This window comes from Tsukamurella sp. 1534 (assembly GCF_000312385.1).
In the GTDB taxonomy this organism is placed as follows: domain Bacteria; phylum Actinomycetota; class Actinomycetes; order Mycobacteriales; family Mycobacteriaceae; genus Tsukamurella.
The window spans coordinates 177,241-192,616 of record NZ_HE997628.1; the positions used below are offsets into that span (position 1 = coordinate 177,241).

13 protein-coding genes are annotated in these 15,376 nt (G+C 71.4%); 8 read left to right on the forward strand and 5 right to left on the reverse strand.

Annotated elements, in window-relative coordinates; translation table 11 throughout:
• Positions 1-170 precede the first annotated feature (170 nt).
• On the forward strand, positions 171-2,774 hold the full coding sequence (locus BN39_RS18935) for a LuxR family transcriptional regulator (RefSeq protein WP_019204020.1): 2,604 nt from the start codon (positions 171-173) through the stop codon (positions 2,772-2,774).
• A 65-nt stretch (positions 2,775-2,839) separates the two neighbouring features.
• Positions 2,840-4,117 carry a DUF2235 domain-containing protein gene (locus tag BN39_RS22440; protein WP_086010337.1) on the forward strand — a complete coding sequence of 426 codons (1,278 nt, stop codon included), beginning with the start codon at positions 2,840-2,842 and terminating at the stop codon, positions 4,115-4,117.
• Positions 4,118-4,127: 10 nt separating this feature from the next.
• Here BN39_RS22440 and BN39_RS18945 read toward each other — a convergent pair whose 3' ends face one another.
• Positions 4,128-4,856 (reverse strand): IclR family transcriptional regulator, encoded by a 729-nt coding sequence (locus BN39_RS18945; RefSeq protein WP_019204022.1) that lies wholly within the window; start codon positions 4,854-4,856, stop codon positions 4,128-4,130.
• 100 nt (positions 4,857-4,956) lie between these two features.
• Here BN39_RS18945 and leuC point away from each other — a divergent pair, with 100 nt between their 5' ends.
• The 3 genes from leuC to BN39_RS18960 all read left to right on the forward strand — a co-directional run bounded on the left by leuC (position 4,957) and on the right by BN39_RS18960 (position 7,941).
• A complete protein-coding gene (gene leuC, locus BN39_RS18950; protein ID WP_192814883.1) occupies positions 4,957-6,405 on the forward strand; it encodes a 3-isopropylmalate dehydratase large subunit in 1,449 nt (482 codons plus the stop codon).
• A gap of 42 nt (positions 6,406-6,447) precedes the next feature.
• Positions 6,448-7,035, forward strand: a complete 588-nt coding sequence (leuD, locus tag BN39_RS18955) for a 3-isopropylmalate dehydratase small subunit (protein WP_019204024.1) — start codon at positions 6,448-6,450, stop codon at positions 7,033-7,035.
• 168 nt (positions 7,036-7,203) lie between these two features.
• The gene (locus tag BN39_RS18960; RefSeq protein WP_019204025.1) at positions 7,204-7,941 is read left to right on the forward strand and encodes an HU family DNA-binding protein; all 738 of its coding nucleotides are present in this window, start codon (positions 7,204-7,206) and stop codon (positions 7,939-7,941) included.
• Between the two features lie 32 nt (positions 7,942-7,973).
• Here the strand turns inward: BN39_RS18960 and BN39_RS18965 are convergent, their stop codons facing one another.
• The 3 genes from BN39_RS18965 to cofC form a co-directional block, all read right to left on the reverse strand.
• Positions 7,974-8,927, reverse strand: coding sequence for an NUDIX hydrolase (locus BN39_RS18965; RefSeq protein ID WP_019204026.1), 954 nt, complete (start codon positions 8,925-8,927; stop codon positions 7,974-7,976).
• A complete protein-coding gene (locus tag BN39_RS18970; protein WP_148281557.1) occupies positions 8,924-11,017 on the reverse strand; it encodes an RNA degradosome polyphosphate kinase in 2,094 nt (697 codons plus the stop codon). Before BN39_RS18970 ends, BN39_RS18965 begins: the two co-directional genes overlap by 4 nt.
• 107 nt (positions 11,018-11,124) lie before the next feature.
• The gene (cofC, locus tag BN39_RS18975; protein ID WP_019204028.1) at positions 11,125-11,826 is read right to left on the reverse strand and encodes a 2-phospho-L-lactate guanylyltransferase; all 702 of its coding nucleotides are present in this window, start codon (positions 11,824-11,826) and stop codon (positions 11,125-11,127) included.
• A 112-nt stretch (positions 11,827-11,938) separates the two neighbouring features.
• Here cofC and BN39_RS18980 point away from each other — a divergent pair, with 112 nt between their 5' ends.
• Both BN39_RS18980 and BN39_RS18985 read left to right on the forward strand, forming a co-directional pair.
• Positions 11,939-12,967 carry an NAD(P)H-dependent glycerol-3-phosphate dehydrogenase gene (locus BN39_RS18980; RefSeq protein WP_040768717.1) on the forward strand — a complete coding sequence of 343 codons (1,029 nt, stop codon included), beginning with the start codon at positions 11,939-11,941 and terminating at the stop codon, positions 12,965-12,967.
• A 46-nt stretch (positions 12,968-13,013) separates the two neighbouring features.
• Positions 13,014-14,111 carry a D-alanine--D-alanine ligase family protein gene (locus BN39_RS18985; RefSeq protein ID WP_019204030.1) on the forward strand — a complete coding sequence of 366 codons (1,098 nt, stop codon included), beginning with the start codon at positions 13,014-13,016 and terminating at the stop codon, positions 14,109-14,111.
• 8 nt (positions 14,112-14,119) lie between these two features.
• Here the strand turns inward: BN39_RS18985 and BN39_RS18990 are convergent, their stop codons facing one another.
• Positions 14,120-14,725, reverse strand: a complete 606-nt coding sequence (locus BN39_RS18990) for a DUF3515 domain-containing protein (protein ID WP_019204031.1) — start codon at positions 14,723-14,725, stop codon at positions 14,120-14,122.
• 19 nt (positions 14,726-14,744) lie between these two features.
• On the opposite strand from BN39_RS18990, the gene BN39_RS18995 reads away from it, so the two are divergent.
• On the forward strand, positions 14,745-15,376 hold a 632-nt coding region (locus BN39_RS18995; RefSeq protein WP_237741734.1), incomplete at its 3' end, for a thiamine-monophosphate kinase.

Genomic DNA, 15,376 nt, shown 5'->3' on the forward strand with positions numbered 1-15,376 from the left:
GCTGCCCCGCCGGGGGAGCCGGTGATATCCGGACGAATCCTTTACCGATTCGGGAAGATTAGTAGAGGCAATTCCGAAAGCGAATGAAAAAGGCGGCGACTGGAATTCGCCGATTCTTAATACAGCATTGAAATGCTCCCGGGGGCCTGTCGGGATTAGAATCTGAAGGCATGGCACACGTGCTGCCGGTGATCGAGAGAGACCGCGAATGCGAGTCGATTCGTGCTGCGCTGGGGACGGATTCGGGCGGCAGCGGAGTGATCCTCACGGGGGACGCGGGGGTCGGAAAGACGACGCTCGCGCGCGCCGTGGTCGCCGATATGAACATCCGCGTGCAGTGGGTCGCCGGCACGGAATCGGCCCGGAGCATCCCGCTGGGGGTGTTCGCGCACCTCGTCGGGCCGGCCACGTCGAGCGACCCCGTCACCTATCTCTCGGCCGCTCGGGAGTCGCTGCTGTCCGGCGGGCACATGGTGGTCGGTGTCGACGACGCGCACCTGCTCGACGAACTCTCCGCGACGCTGCTGCACCAGTTGGCGATCGATCGCGCCGTCCACCTCATCGCCACGGTGCGCGCCGGGGAATCGGTACCCGACGCCATCACCAATCTGTGGAAGGACGGGCACGTCCTCCGGATCGCGCTCGAGCCGTTCACGCTCGACCAGAGCGTGCAGCTCATCGAGAAGGCCGTGGGCGGCCGGCTGGAGCGGCTGTCGGCGGGGCTGATGTGGGAGGCCTCGGGCGGGAACGCCCTGTACCTCAAGCATCTCGTGCAGGGCGCGCTGGAATCGGGCGCGCTGCGCGAGCTCGGTGGGGTGTGGCAGATGCGCGGCGAGGCCGCCATCACGTCCGAGCTCGCGTCACTGCTCGAGGGCAGGATCGATCAGCTCGACGACGACGTGCTCCACGGGCTCAGGCTCCTAAGTCTGTGCGAACCGATCGATCTGGACGTGCTCGCCGACCTGTGCGGCGACGACGCGGTGGAGAAGGCGGAAGCCGAGGGGCTGATCAGGATCGCCCGCGAGGGACGCGCGCTCTCGGTGCGCTACGCGCACCCGCTGTTCGGCGATGTGATCAGGCGGCGGCTGGGGTTCGCGTCGTCCCGGCGGCTGCGCGGGCAGCTCGTGAAGGCGCTGGGGGAGCGCGACGTCTCCTCCGCATCGGACCGGATCCGGCTGGCGAGCCTCGCCCTCGACAGCGACGAGGTATTGGACCCGGGCCTCCTCCGGGACGCCGCGCGGGACGCGCTCATGCTCGCCGACGTCCCCAAGGGGGAGCGCTTCGCCCGCGGTGCGCTCGACGGCGGCGCCGGCCTGCCCGCGGCGTGCCTCCTGGCACGGGCACTGATGTGGCAGGGCCGGGCCGCCGAGTCGGACCGGGTGCTGCAGGCGTTCGACCCGGACGGGCTCGATCAGGTACAACTCCTGCTCTGGGGTGCGCAACGGATCGGGAACCTGTTCTGGGCGATGGGTGACGTGGCGGGCGCCACCGCGATCCTCGACCTCCTCGCCGACCGGATCGACGGTGCCGCGCTCACGCCGATCGTGCAGGGCATCGGTTCCGCGTGCGCCGCGCTCGCGAACGACCTGCCCCGCGCGCTGGATCTCGCCGACGGTGTCATCGGTTCGCCGGCCGCCACGCCGTGGGCCGTCGAATGGGCGGTGTTCGGCGGCGGATTCGCCCGCGCCCTGGCCGGGCGGGGCGACGAGGTCGCGGCGCTCGCGGCGCGCGGCCGCGACGCGGAGCAGCACACCGACGGCGTGCTGCGCTTCCCCGCCGGTTACGGCGAGATCCTCGGACTGACACTGACGGGGGCTTTCGACGCCGCCCGCGCCGCCGCCGCGCGCTACGTGCAGTTCCGTTCGGCCGGACAGTTCCTCGCCTGGGCGCTCTCCGGGATCCACGTGAGCGCCGTCGAACTGGCGCAGGGCAATCTGCGCGCCGTCGTGGAGCAGTCCGAGCAGACCCTGGCCACCGTCCGCGACCGGCCCGACGTGTCCTGGGTCTTCCCGGCCCGGTTCCAGCTGGTGCAGGGGTACGCCGGGCTCGGCGACGCCGAGGCCGCCGCGGCGGCGTTGCGGGACGCGGAGAGCCACTTCGCGGAGAACGTCGCGGTGTTCGGCGAGCAGCTGAGGATCGCGCGGGCATGGCAGGAGGCCGCGTCCGGCACCACGTCCCTGGCGATCGCGACCAGCCGGGCCGCGGCGGACTCCGCGGCGGCGGGCGGTCAGTTCGCGATCGAGGCCGAGGCACTGCACACCGCGGTGCGTTTCGGCGACTCCGATCCCGCGATCGCCGAGCGGCTCGAGGAGCTGACGGCGCGCCTGGACGGCGTGCTCATCGGCGTCTACGCCCGGCACGCCCGCGCGGCCGCGGCGCGGGACGGAGCGGGGCTCGATGCGTGCGCGGCCGACTTCGAGCGGATCGGGGCCGCGGTCTCCGCGGCCGACGCGGCGGCCGCCGCGTCCGTGGCGCACGACCGCGCCGGGCGGCGGTCCGCCATGTTCGCCTCGTCGGCCACCGCCTCGCGCCTGTCCGCGGCGTGCGGCGGGCTCGTGACTCCGGCGCTGATCGCCGCATCGCATCCGCTGCCGCTCACCGTGCGGGAGAGGGAGATCGCCAATCTCATCGCGGCGGGGGCGACCAACAAGCAGATCGCCGATCGGCTCTTCGTCTCCGTGCGCACCGTCGAGGGACACATCTACCGCGCGTGCGCGAAGCTGGACGTCACGGACCGGGCGGGACTGGCGGCGGCCCTCGGACGGAGCCGGTGACATGCCCGCGATTCGGGTAGTGCGCTACTCGTGCCCACGGTGTGATCGATTCCTAGCGTGTGATCATGACCGGAATTGAGACGCCCAAGGCGCTGGTCGTCTGCTGCGACGGCACGTGGCAGAAGGCCGACAACGAGTACGTGTCGAACGTCGAGAAGATCGCCCGCGCGGTGGCCCCCGTGGGCCACGCCGGCGAGCCCCAGATCGTGTACTACCAGCGGGGTGTGGGCTCGACCGGGAGCCGCATAGAACGCCTGCTGGCCGGTGCGGTCGGGATCGGCCTGGACGACAAGATCCTCGACTGCTACTACTTCCTCGCACTCAACTACCGCCCCGGGGACAGGATCTCGGTCTTCGGCTTCAGTCGCGGCGCGTACACGGCGCGGAGCCTGATCGGGATGATCTCGTACGTCGGCCTGCTCCGGCACGACGCGCTGGCGGGCGATCACCTGCGGCGCGCGAACACCGTCTATCGCGGGCGCCCTGCGCGCGATGCGAAACCCGACGCGAAGCGCGACGCCGCGCAGGAGGCGGCGCGTGCCGAGGTGCGCACGCACTGCTACGACGCCGGCGTGGTGCGATTCGACATGCTGGGGGTGTTCGACACGGTGGGGGCTCTCGGCGTGCCGGGTGTCACGCTCGCCAAATACCGGTTCCACGACGTGGATCTCAGCGATCAGGTGTCGCGGGCTCGGCAGGCGCTCGCGCTGGGCGAGCGGCGCAGGGTCTTCGAGCCGTGCCTGTGGGGCGGCGAGCACCGGGACATCCGGCAGGTGTGGTTCGACGGCGTCCACCTCGACGTGGGCGGCGGGTACGAGAACTGTTACTACTCCGACCGTTCGCTGCTCTGGATGATCGGCGAGGCCGAGCAGGCGGGGCGGCTCACGGCGTCCGCGGACGCGGCGTCCGCCGGCTCGAGGGCCGGCTTCGACGACTATCCGGGGCTGCGGTTCGACTGGTCGCAGATCGGGCCCGGGCTGTGCACGCTGGGCGTCCCGAAGCACGATTCGCTCAAGTTCGGGTACCGCGTCGCGAACGTCCTGGGACGGATCCGCGGACTGTTCCACCCCGCGCGGAGGGGCGCCGAACCGCCGTTCGTCGGCGGCTGGCGGACGCTCGCGCCCACCGTCGACACCCCGAAGTCCCCGAACGGCAGGGCGTACGACGTCCGGATCGAATCACGCGCGGGTGCTGCGGCGGCCAACCCGAACGTGCAGCGCTGGCTCGACGAGGTGAAGGGCGTGCTGGAGGCCGCGGGCGACCCCGCCGAACTGGAGCATCTCGGCAACCTGTACGTCACCGTGCCCGATGCGGCGGAGCTGTCGGCCGCTGCGAGCGGCTAGCCTCCGAGCATCACATGCGGCGCTGCAGCGCCTCGGCGGCCTGGAGGAGGTCGGCCGCCCAGCGGGCGCCGGGGCGCCGCCCCATCCGGTCGATCGGGCCCGAGACGGAGATGGCGGCGATGACCTCGCCCCGTGGATTCCGCACCGGGGCGGAGACACTGGCGACCCCGGCCTCGCGCTCGCCGGCGCTCTGCGCCCACCCGCGCTTGCGGACCTCGGCGAGAGTCCGCGTGCTGAACGCGGATTCGGGATGGGCCTCGTCCCACGCCGCGAGGACCTTCGCGCCCGATCCCGCCGTCATGGGCAGGCGGGTGCCCACGGGCACCGTGTCCCGCAGTCCCGACGGGGGCTCCGCGGCGGCGATGCAGATCCGGTGGTCGCCCTCGCGGCGGTAGAGCTGCACCGATTCCCCGGTGATCTCGCGGAGCCGGGGCAGTACCATCGCAGCGGTCTCGACGAGCGTGTCGACCGTACTGGCCGCCAGCTCCCGCAGTGCGGAGCCGGGGCGCCACAGCCCGTCACCGTCGCGGCTGAGCAGCCCGTGCACCTCGAGGCCGACCGCCAGTCGGTGCGCCGTGGCCCGCGGCAGCCCGGTGCGACTGCACAGGTCCGCGAGGGTCGCGGGTTCGGCGGAGGCGGCGCGGAGGACCGCGACGGATTTGTCGAGCACGCCGATCCCGCTCACCGGAGCGAGGGTGAGACTTTCGGCGGTCCCGAGCAGTGAGCTATCCTGTCCCATAGTTCGATACTAGGCTCTCGCATGGTGGGAATTCAACGCGCAGCCCGCGCCCACCGGCCGCAGCCCGATGACAGAGCAGATGGACAAGCAGGTGGAACACATGCAACCGCGCACACTGGCCGAGAAGGTCTGGGATCAGCACGTCGTCGTCAAGGGGGAGGGCGAGGGCGCCTCGCGTGAACCCGACCTGATCTACATCGACCTCCATCTCGTGCACGAGGTGACCAGCCCGCAGGCCTTCGACGGGCTGCGGCTCAACGGCCGTCCGGTGCGTCGCCCGGATCTCACCATCGCCACCGAGGATCACAACGTGCCGACGGACACGCTCGTGCAGCCGATCGCCGACGAGGTCTCCCGTACCCAGGTGGAGACCCTGCGCCGCAACTGCGCCGAGTTCGGGGTGCGCCTGCACTCGATGGGCGACGGGGAACAGGGCATCGTGCACGTGATGGGGCCGCAGCTGGGGCTCACGCAGCCCGGTATGACGGTGGTCTGCGGCGACAGCCACACCTCGACGCACGGCGCCTTCGGTGCCATCGCCATGGGGATCGGCACCTCCGAGGTCGAGCACGTGCTCGCGACCCAGACCCTGCCGCTGCGCCCCTTCAAGACCATGGCGATCAACGTCGACGGTGAACTGCAGCCCGGCGTGACCGCCAAGGACCTCGTCCTGGCGATCATCGCGGAGATCGGCACCGGCGGCGGTCAGGGCTACGTCCTGGAGTACCGCGGCAGCGCCATCGAGAAGCTCTCGATGGAGTCGCGGATGACCATCTGCAACATGTCGATCGAGGCCGGTGCCCGCGCGGGCATGATCGCGCCCGACCGGATCACCTACGACTACCTCCAGGGGCGTGAGCACGCCCCGCGGGGCGAGCAGTGGGACGAGGCCGTGGCCGCGTGGGACGCCCTGCGCACCGACGAGGGTGCGGTGTTCGACGCGGAGGTGCACATCGACGGCAGCGCCCTGACGCCGTTCGTCACCTGGGGCACCAACCCGGGGCAGGGGGCCCCGCTGGGCGCCTCGGTCCCGGATCCCGAGTCGTTCGGTTCGGACGGCGAGAAGGAGACCGCGGCGAAGGCGTTGCAGTACATGGACCTGAAGCCCGGTACCCCGCTGCGCGAGATCGCCGTGGACACCGTCTTCGTCGGGTCGTGCACCAACGGCAGGATCGAGGATCTGCGTGCCGTGGCCGAGATCCTGCGCGGGCGTAGGGTCGCCGACGGCGTGCGCATGTTGGTGGTCCCCGGTTCGATGCGCGTGCGCGCACAGGCCGAGGAGGAGGGGCTGGGCCGGGTGTTCGTCGACGCGGGCGCCGAGTGGCGGCAGGCCGGATGCTCGATGTGCCTGGGGATGAACCCCGATCAGCTCGCACCGGGTGAGCGCTCCGCCTCGACGTCGAACCGGAACTTCGAAGGCCGCCAGGGCAAGGGCAGCCGGACCCATCTGGTCTCGCCCGCCGTGGCGGCGGCGACGGCGGTGCGCGGCACCCTGTCCGCCCCGTCGGACCTCGAGCCGGTCGCCGAGCCCGCACCCGCCGGCGCCTGACGCCGCAGTCGTAGAAACACTTTCCGAGCAGGAGATTCCGAGATGGAAGCCATCGTCAAGCACACCGGCATCGGCGTACCGCTGCGCCGCACCAATGTGGACACCGACCAGATCATCCCCGCCGTGTACCTCAAACGCGTGACCCGCACGGGATTCGAGGACGGGCTGTTCTCCGCGTGGCGGACCGACCCGGACTTCATCCTCAACACCGCGCCCTACGACAAGGGGTCCGTCCTCGTCGCCGGTCCCGACTTCGGCACCGGCAGCTCCCGCGAGCACGCGGTCTGGGCCCTCATGGACTACGGCTTCCGCGTGGTGATCTCGTCGCGGTTCGCCGACATCTTCCGCGGCAACTCCGGCAAGGCGGGGCTCGTGGCCGCCCTCGTCGAGCAGGAGAACGTCGAGTTGCTGTGGAAGGCCCTCGAGAACGAGCCCGGCCTGGAGGTGACGGTGGACCTCGAGGACCGCACGGTGACCGCCGGAGACTTGGTAGTTCCCTTTACGATCGATGACTCCGTCAGAAATCGCCTGATGGCCGGTTTGGACGATATCGGGCTCACCCTGCAGCTGGGTGACGAAATCGCCGCCTATGAAAACCGTAGGCCCGCATACAAACCCGTGACTCTCTAGCGATTTCACGGCCTCGCGGCGGCACCGGATCGATCCGGTGCCGCCGCTTGCTTTTCCGACACACCCGGGATCAAATGTGGCGTGGCACTTGGAATGAATGCAATCCTGCGTTTACGGTGTCCATAGTTGGCTCAGCGGTGAGCCACCGACCACAGAGGAAAAGGGTTCATGAACAAGGCAGAACTGATCGAGGAGCTCACCGAGAAGCTGGGCACCGACCGTCGGACCGCCGGCGCCGCCGTCGAGGCGATCGTCGACACCATCGTCCGTGCCGTCCACTCGGGTGACTCCGTGACCATCACCGGGTTCGGCGTCTTCGAGCAGCGCAAGCGCGCGGCTCGCGTCGCCCGCAACCCCCGCACCGGCGAGACCGTCAAGGTCAAGCCCACGTCCGTCCCGGCGTTCCGTCCCGGCGCGCAGTTCAAGGCCGTGATCTCGGGTTCGGCCAAGCTGCCGTCCTCGGGCCCCGCCGTGCGCCGCAGCTCCGCGACGACCACGACCGCGGCCAAGAAGACCGCGGCCAAGAAGACCACCGCCAAGAAGGCTCCGGCCAAGGCCACCAAGGCCGCCGCGGCGAAGAAGACCGCGGCGAAGAAGGCTCCGGCGAAGGCGGCCAAGGCGACTCCGGCGAAGAAGACCGCTGCGAAGAAGGCTCCCGCGAAGGCGACGAAGGCCACCGCGACGAAGGCGACGGCCGCGAAGAAGACCACCGCGAAGAAGGCTCCGGCCAAGGCGACCAAGGCCACGACCGCGAAGAAGGCCCCGGCCAAGGCCACGAAGGCGACCAAGGCCACCAAGGCGGCCCCGGCCAAGAAGACCGTCGCGAAGAAGGCGCCGGCCAAGAAGGCCCCCGCCAAGAAGGCCCCGGCGAAGAAGGCTCCCGCGAAGAAGGCCGGGCGCAAGTAAACCCCGGATCGGCGCCGCTGCCCCTGGAAGCCTCAGTGCTCCAGGGGCAGCGGACTGTCGATGTGGTCCGCACTGAGCAGGCGGCCGTCGCGGGTGGTGAGTACCCAGACGCTGGCTTTGCGGTTCCGGGCCGCCGGTAGCCGCACGCCGTCCGCCGCGGCCCACCACGCCGTCAGATCCGGGATCACCCCGCCCTGGCTGCACACGACCGGCACCACACCGGTTCTCTCGCCCTCCAGGGCGATCTCACGGATCCTGCGGTGCGCGGCGGCGGGATCACGGGCGTAGGCCTTCTCCGAGACCGTGGGTTCCTCCGCGACAGGCAGCAGCGTCTCCTCGGCCAGCGGCGCCAGCGTCTGCAGGCAGCGCTGCGGCGGCGCCGACAGGAGTCGCCCCGGCCCGAAGGCGCTCAGGAGGTCCACCAGGGCCTCCGCCTGCGCTCTGCCGTTGCGGTCCAGGGGGCGCGCCAGATCGTCGCCCTGGTATCCCTGCTTCCGGCCGGCCTTCGCGTGCCGCACGATCACGGTCGTGGCGGTCGAATCCGGCTGCTTCCCGAACTTCCGGAGGATCCCGCGGTCCGCCGAGTAGGTGAGCAGGCGCGAGGCGGGCTTCACCGGCAGCCAGCGCAACTCGTCGGTCTCCTCGTTGGCGACGAACGCCCCGTCGCCGGCGAGCGCGGACCAGTACGTGACGCGTTTGCGTGCGGTCCGCCCTCCCGCGCCGTGCCGGCGCCGGCGGGGCACCTCGTAGGATACGTTCCCCACCGCACGGATCAGCCGCGCGGAGAAGCCGGTCTCCTCGACCACCTCGCGGAGCCCACCCACCACGGGGTGCTCGTGCGGCTCGACGTGTCCCTTCGGCAGCGACCAGTCGTCGTACCGCGGGCGATGCACCAGGGCCACTTCGGGTTCGCCCGCGCCGGGCCGCCACAGCACCCCGCCGGCCGCGTGCACCACCGTGCCCGCGGCCGCGCCGCCACCGCTCATCGCTTCCCCGCGCGGTGCGCGCGCATCAGCTCTCGCTGGTGATCCCGGACCGGATCCCCGGGCTCGGGGGAGGCGTTCCAGTTGCCGTCGGCGTCGAGGGTCCAGCACCGGGTGGCGGGGTCGAGGGCCGACTCGAACATGTCGCCCAGTTGTTGGGTCAGGCGCGGATCCTTGACCTGCGCCATGACTTCGACGCGCCGGTCCAGGTTGCGGTGCATCATGTCGGCGCTGCCGATCCAGTACTCGCCCGCGCCCGCGAAGTGGAGGATCCGCGAATGCTCCAGGAACTGGCCCAGAATCGAACGTACCGAGACGTTCTCGCTGATCCCTTCCATGCCCGGGCGGAGCGCGCAGATGCCGCGCACCACCACCTGCACGGGCACACCGGCCTGGGAGGCTCGGTACAGCGCGTCGATGACCTGCTCGTCCACCACCGCGTTGGCCTTGAGCCGGATCCCGGTCCGCACGCCCTGGTGGTGCAGTTCGATCTCCTGCTCGATCCGATCGATGATGCCCGAGCGCACGCCGTGCGGCGCGACCATCAGGTTCCGGTACTCCTCCTTGCGGGAGTATCCGGTGAGCCGGTTGAACAGGTCCGTGAGATCGGCACCGAGATCCGGGTCCGCCGTGAGCAGCCCGACGTCCTCGTACAGGCGCGCGGTCTTGGGGTTGTAGTTGCCGGTGCCGATGTGGCAGTAGCGCCGGATGTGCGAGCCCTCGCGGCGCACCACGAGACACGTCTTGCAGTGGGTCTTGAGACCGACCAGGCCGTAGACCACGTGCACGCCCGCCTGTTCCAGCTTGCGGGCCCACTTGATGTTGGCCTGCTCGTCGAACCGGGCCTTGATCTCCACCAGCGCCACGACCTGCTTGCCCGCCTCGGCGGCATCGATCAGGGCGTCGACGATCGGGGAGTCGCCGGAAGTGCGGTACAGCGTCTGCTTGATCGCCAGCACCTGCGGATCCGCCGCGGCCTGCTCGATGAACCGCTGCACGCTCGTCGAGAACGAGTCGTACGGGTGGTGCACCAGGACATCGCCCTCGCGGAGCGTCGAGAACACGCTCTTCGGGGTCTCGCGCTCGCCGAACGCGGGATGGGTGACCGGGACGAACGGCGAATCCTTCAGCGCGGGACGGTCGATCCGGTAGAGCTCGAAGATGCAGTTGAGGTCCAAGAGCCCCGGCACCGTGATCACGTCGGCCGGGTCCACGTCGAGCTCGCGCAGCAGCAGCTCCAGCATGTGCTCGGACATGTCCTCCGCCACCTCGAGCCGGACGGGCGAACCGAAACGGCGGCGCGCCAGCTCGCGCTCCAGCGCCTGCAGAAGATCCTCGTCGCGATCCTCCTCGACCTCGAAATCCGCGTTGCGCGTGATCCGGAAGACGTGGTGCTCGGCCACCGTCATCCCGGGGAACAGCACGTCCAGGTGCGCAGAGATGAGGTCCTCCATCGGCAGTACCGCGTGATCCATCCGGTCGGACCGGACCGTGATCAGCCGGTCCACGTTGTCGGGGACCTTGACGCGGGCGAAATGCTCGCCGCCCGTGGTGCTGTCGTGCACCGCGACCGCGAGGTTCAGGGACAGGCCGCTGATGTAGGGGAACGGGTGCGCCGGATCCACCGCGAGGGGAGTGAGCACGGGGAAGACCTGAGTGTGGAAGTACTGGCTGAGGCGCTCCCGCTCGTCCGGCGTCAACTCGTTCCAGCTGAGAACCGAAACCCCTTGCGCCGCCAGCTGGGGCCGGACCGCGTCGCTGAACACGAGCGCGTGCTTGCGGGACAGCTCCTGGGTGCGCTGGGAGATCAGGCGCAGTTGCTCGCGGGGCGAGAGCCCGTCGGCCGAACGGACCGAGAGGCCCATCTGATCGCGCCGCTTGAGCCCCGCCACGCGGACCATGAAGAACTCGTCGAGATTCGACGCGAAGATCGCCAGGAACTTCGCGCGCTCGAGCAGCGGCAGCGAGGCGTCCTCGGCCATCGCGAGGACGCGGGCGTTGAAATCGAGCCAGCTCAGCTCGCGGTTGAGGTACCGGTCCTCGGGCAGATCGCTCGCCGCCTCGACCGGTGCGGCCGGTGGCGCTGTCGGAATCGCGGTGGAGCGCCCGGGCGCCGGCGCGGCGCCCTCGGCCGGCGCAGCCGTGTCCGATGTGGGAGAGGTGGTGGTGGGCTCGGTCGTCACCGCTCCATTCTGGCTCATCACCCGCAGGAGTTCGATGCGATGTCGCTATCGGCCGCGCGAGCCGCGTCGTGATTCGCCCGGCCGAGCGCGGCGGCGGTGTGCCTGCCGAGCGAGCGCGCCGCGCTCAGATCGGCGGGCGTGTCGATGTCGGTCCGGAGCCCGGGCCACGGGCCCGGGTGGGGCCGCGCTCCCGAGGCGCGGTGGGCCGCGGCGGAGTCGATCCCGAACTCGGGCCGCAGTGCTCGTCCCGCGGGCGCCAACAGCGCGGCGGTACCCACGCCCGCATGGTCGGGGACGAAGGCCCGCCGGGGGCCCGCGGCGGCGAGGAACGCCGCGAGCTCGCCGGGCGTGACGCCCGGCAGATCCGGCTGCAGCGCGAGTACGGCGACGGTCCCGTCCTCGGCGAGCGCCGCGGCGGCGCCCGCCTCCAGCGCCGCGTTGAGGCCGCCTCGAACGGGCTCCGCGACCGCGCGGGCACCGGCATCGAGGGCGGCGGCGCGCACCGTCGGATCCGGGGAGACGACGTAGGCCCGGACGACCCCGGGGGTGGCGAACGCCGCGGCGAGGGTGTCCCGCAGCATGGCGAGTACCAGCCCCGGCACGGCGTCGCGGAGGTCGCCGCCGGGAGCCGCGAACCGCGACTTCGCGGCGTCGAGCGACTTCACGGCGGTGACCACGGCGACGGCGGGAGGCGCGTGCGCGCCGCGCGGTGCGGTCATGCTCACCAATCTAGGCGTGCGGAACCGAGCGTGCCGCGCGCGGCCGGGCGATAGGCTCGTCCGAGCCCGCCGAACCGGTGGGGAGTGAACGCGAGCCGAGGGGTGTGGCCGGATGGTCGACGTTGCAGTGATGGGCGCGGGGTCGTTCGGCACCGCGATGGCGAAGGTGTTCGCCGAGGCGACCCGTCCCGAGCCGCACCGCGTCACGATGTGGTGCCGGCGGCAGGAGGTCGCCGACCAGATCAACGAGACCCGGATCAACGCCCAGTACCTCCCCGAGGGCGTGCTGCCCGAGAACCTCTCCGCGACGCACGACGCGGAGGAGGCGATGCGAGGTGCCGGACTCGTGGTGCTGGCCGTGCCGTCGCAGACGCTGCGCACCAATCTCGCGGACTGGGGGCACCTCATCCCGCCGGACATCACCGTGCTCAATCTGGCCAAGGGGATCGAGATCGGGACGCTCAACCGGATGTCCGAGGTGGTCTGCGAGGCCGCGGACATCGACCGGGAGCGGATCGCCGTCCTCACCGGCCCGAACTTCGCCAAGGAGATCGCCAAGCAGCAGCCGACCCTCGCCGTGGTCGGCTCGGACAATCCGAGCCGGGCGTCGCACACCCAGTACCTGGTGCGCACCGACTACTTCCGCCCGTACACGAGCGACGACGTGGTCGGCTGTGAGATCGGCGGCGCCACCAAGAACGTCATCGCGCTGGTGTGCGGCATCGCCTCGGGCATCAACCTCGGTGAGAACTCGCGCGCCGCGATCATCACCCGCGGGCTGGCCGAGACCCTCCGGCTGGGCACCGCGCTGGGCGCGGAGCCGCTGACCCTCGCCGGCCTCGCGGGCGTCGGCGACCTCGTGGCCACGTGCAGCTCCCCGCAGTCCCGCAACTTCAGTTTCGGCGCGCGGCTGGGACAGGGCATGACCGTGGAGCAGGCCCAGGCGGCGGCGCACGGCCAGGTCGCCGAGGGCGCCAAATCGTGTATCTCGATCGCCGACCTGGCGCGCCGCGTCGGCGTGGAAATGCCGCTCACGGAGGCGGTCCGGGCGGTCTGCTACGACGGCGTCCCGGTCGCCCGCGCGATGGACGACCTGCTCAACCGCGACGTCGGCGGCGAGTGGCGCCCGCAGGACGCCTGAACGACCCCGTGGCTGCCCGCGCGGGAGACACGTAAGGTGGTCTGCCGTGACGGACTCGCGAATCAAGGTGGCAGTGGTCTTCGGCGGACGGAGCAGCGAGCACGCGGTGTCCTGCGTCTCCGCGGGCAGCATCCTCGCCCACCTCGATCCCGCGCGCTTCGAGGTGGTCCCGGTCGGCATCACCAAGTCCGGCGCCTGGGTCCTGTCCGACGGTGACGCGCAGGCCCTGCGGTTCACCGAACGGTCGCTGCCCAGCGTCCCCGACAAGCCCAACGACCTGGCGCTCCTGCCGGGCGCCGGAGGGGCGGAGCTGGTCGCGGTGGGCGCGGACGACGCGGGCGCGATGCTCGGCGGCGTCGACGTCGTGTTCCCGGTCCTGCACGGACCGTTCGGCGAGGACGGAACCCTGCAGGGGATGCTCGAGATGGCCGGCGTGCCCTACGTGGGCGCCGGCGTGCTCGCCTCCGCCGCCGGGATGGACAAGGAGTTCGCCAAGAAGCTGCTCGCCGCCGACGGCCTGCCCGTGGGGGATTTCCACGTGCTGCGCCAGCGCGACGACGAGGTGCCGCCGGAGGTGCTGCACCGGCTGGGGCTGCCCCTGTTCGTCAAGCCCGCCCGCGGTGGCTCGTCGATCGGCATCACACGCGTCACCGACCTGACGGCGCTCTCCGACGCCATCGCCGAGGCCCGCAAGTGGGACCCGAAGGTGATCATCGAGGCCGCCGTCATCGGGCGCGAGGTGGAGATCGGCGTGCTCGAGCGCCCCGACGGCACCGTCCGCGCATCGGCGATCGCCGAGATCGAGATGGCCGCCGACGCCGACCACGCGTTCTACGACTTCGAGACCAAGTACCTCGACGACCGCGCGCAGTACACCGTTCCCGCGAACCTCACCGAGGAGGAGGCCGCCGCGATCCGCGACCTCGCGGTACGCGCCTTCCACGCCTTCGACGGGCAGGGGCTCGCCCGGGTCGACTTCTTCCAGACCGCGGAGGGCCCGGTGGTCAACGAGGTCAACACGATGCCGGGGTTCACCTCGACGTCGATGTACCCGCGGATGTGGGCCGAGTCGGGCGTCGAGTACGCGGAGCTGCTCACGCTGCTCATCGACACCGCGATCGCCCGCGGCACCGGGCTGCGCTGAGCGGGGACCTACTTCCCCAGGTCCAGCGATGCGGGCTGCAGCTTCGCGGTGATCGCGTCGGACGCCGCCTGCACGGCGCTCGTGCCGGCACCGTCGGGCACCCAGAGCGTGACGTAGGGCCGGTGGTCGACCGCGGCCCAGTAGGCGCCTCCGTCGGGCGCGGGCGCCCCCGCCGGCGTGGCCTGGATCCACTGCACCCCGTTGACCACCTGCAGCTTCGCGGTCGGCGTGAGCTCGGCCGGTCGGTCGCTCCCGCAGCGCAGTTCGACGGCCCCCGATTTCTCGCTCGCCCAGCGCACGAATCCGGCCGGCTCGCGGGTGTCGTCGCGGCGGAAGTCGCCGAGCTCGGCGGGGAGTGACTCGAGCAGTGCGGAGCACGCCGGATCGGTCGAGGACGGCGCCGCGATCGACTTCAGGTGGCCGGCGTCCGCGGCGGCCCGGGCGTCCTCCTGCTTCTGCTGCGCCATCACCAGGAACACCACGAAGCACACGACCACCGCGACCGGCAGCGCCACCGCCGTGGCGAGGAAGGCCGGGCTCCGGCGGGGGCGGGACGCGCCCGCGGCGCCGGCGGCCTCGTCGTCGCGGGCCTTGTTCTCGTCTGCATCGCTCACGTTCGATACGGTAGCCGCGATGAGATCAGGTGAGCCGGACCGGGCCGTGCGAGGAGACGTGCGCACCGTCGCCGAACTGGGGGAGGACGGCGTGATCGCGCTGGCCACCAGCGCCGTCGAGCCGGACCCGCGGATCGAAATCGGCCCCGGCGACGATGCGGCCGTCGTCGTCGCCGCCGACGGCCGGGTGGTGGTCTCCTCCGACGCCCTCGTCGAGGGGCGGCACTTCCGGTTCGAGCTGACCACGCCGGAGCACGTGGGACGCAGGGCGATCGCGCAGAACGCCGCCGACATCGCGGCGATGGGCGCCGTGTGCACCGCGTTCACCGTGACGCTCGGCTGCCCGCCCGGGACCACCGAGGACGTGGTCGCGGGCATCTCCGCCGGCACGGCGCGGGGCGCACGGGACGCGGGCGGCGCGGTCGCCGGGGGCGACGTGGTGCGCACCGAGCAGGTGCTCCTCGCGGTCACCGTCCTCGGCGACCTGCAGGGCCGGCGCCCGGTGCTCATATCCGGTGCGCGCCCTGGCGATACGGTCGCGGTGTGCGGAACGCTCGGCAGGTCCGCGGCCGGCCTCGCCGCTCTCCTTGCCGGGCGCGGTGCGGACTTCCCCGCGCTCGTCGAGGTGTACCGCTGCCCCGAACCCCCGCT

Excerpts from the sequence above, each read along its gene's own strand:
- leuD (WP_019204024.1), top strand. The coding sequence starts at position 6,448 with ATGGAAGCCATCGTCAAGCACACCGGCATCGGCGTACCGCTGCGCCGC.
- BN39_RS18960 (WP_019204025.1), top strand. The coding sequence starts at position 7,204 with ATGAACAAGGCAGAACTGATCGAGGAGCTCACCGAGAAGCTGGGCACC.
- BN39_RS18980 (WP_040768717.1), top strand. The coding sequence starts at position 11,939 with ATGGTCGACGTTGCAGTGATGGGCGCGGGGTCGTTCGGCACCGCGATG.
- BN39_RS18965 (WP_019204026.1), bottom strand. The coding sequence starts at position 8,927 with ATGAGCGGTGGCGGCGCGGCCGCGGGCACGGTGGTGCACGCGGCCGGC.
- cofC (WP_019204028.1), bottom strand. The coding sequence starts at position 11,826 with ATGACCGCACCGCGCGGCGCGCACGCGCCTCCCGCCGTCGCCGTGGTC.
- BN39_RS22440 (WP_086010337.1), top strand. The coding sequence starts at position 2,840 with ATGACCGGAATTGAGACGCCCAAGGCGCTGGTCGTCTGCTGCGACGGC.
- BN39_RS18935 (WP_019204020.1), top strand. The coding sequence starts at position 171 with ATGGCACACGTGCTGCCGGTGATCGAGAGAGACCGCGAATGCGAGTCG.
- leuC (WP_192814883.1), top strand. The coding sequence starts at position 4,957 with ATGCAACCGCGCACACTGGCCGAGAAGGTCTGGGATCAGCACGTCGTC.
- BN39_RS18945 (WP_019204022.1), bottom strand. The coding sequence starts at position 4,856 with ATGGGACAGGATAGCTCACTGCTCGGGACCGCCGAAAGTCTCACCCTC.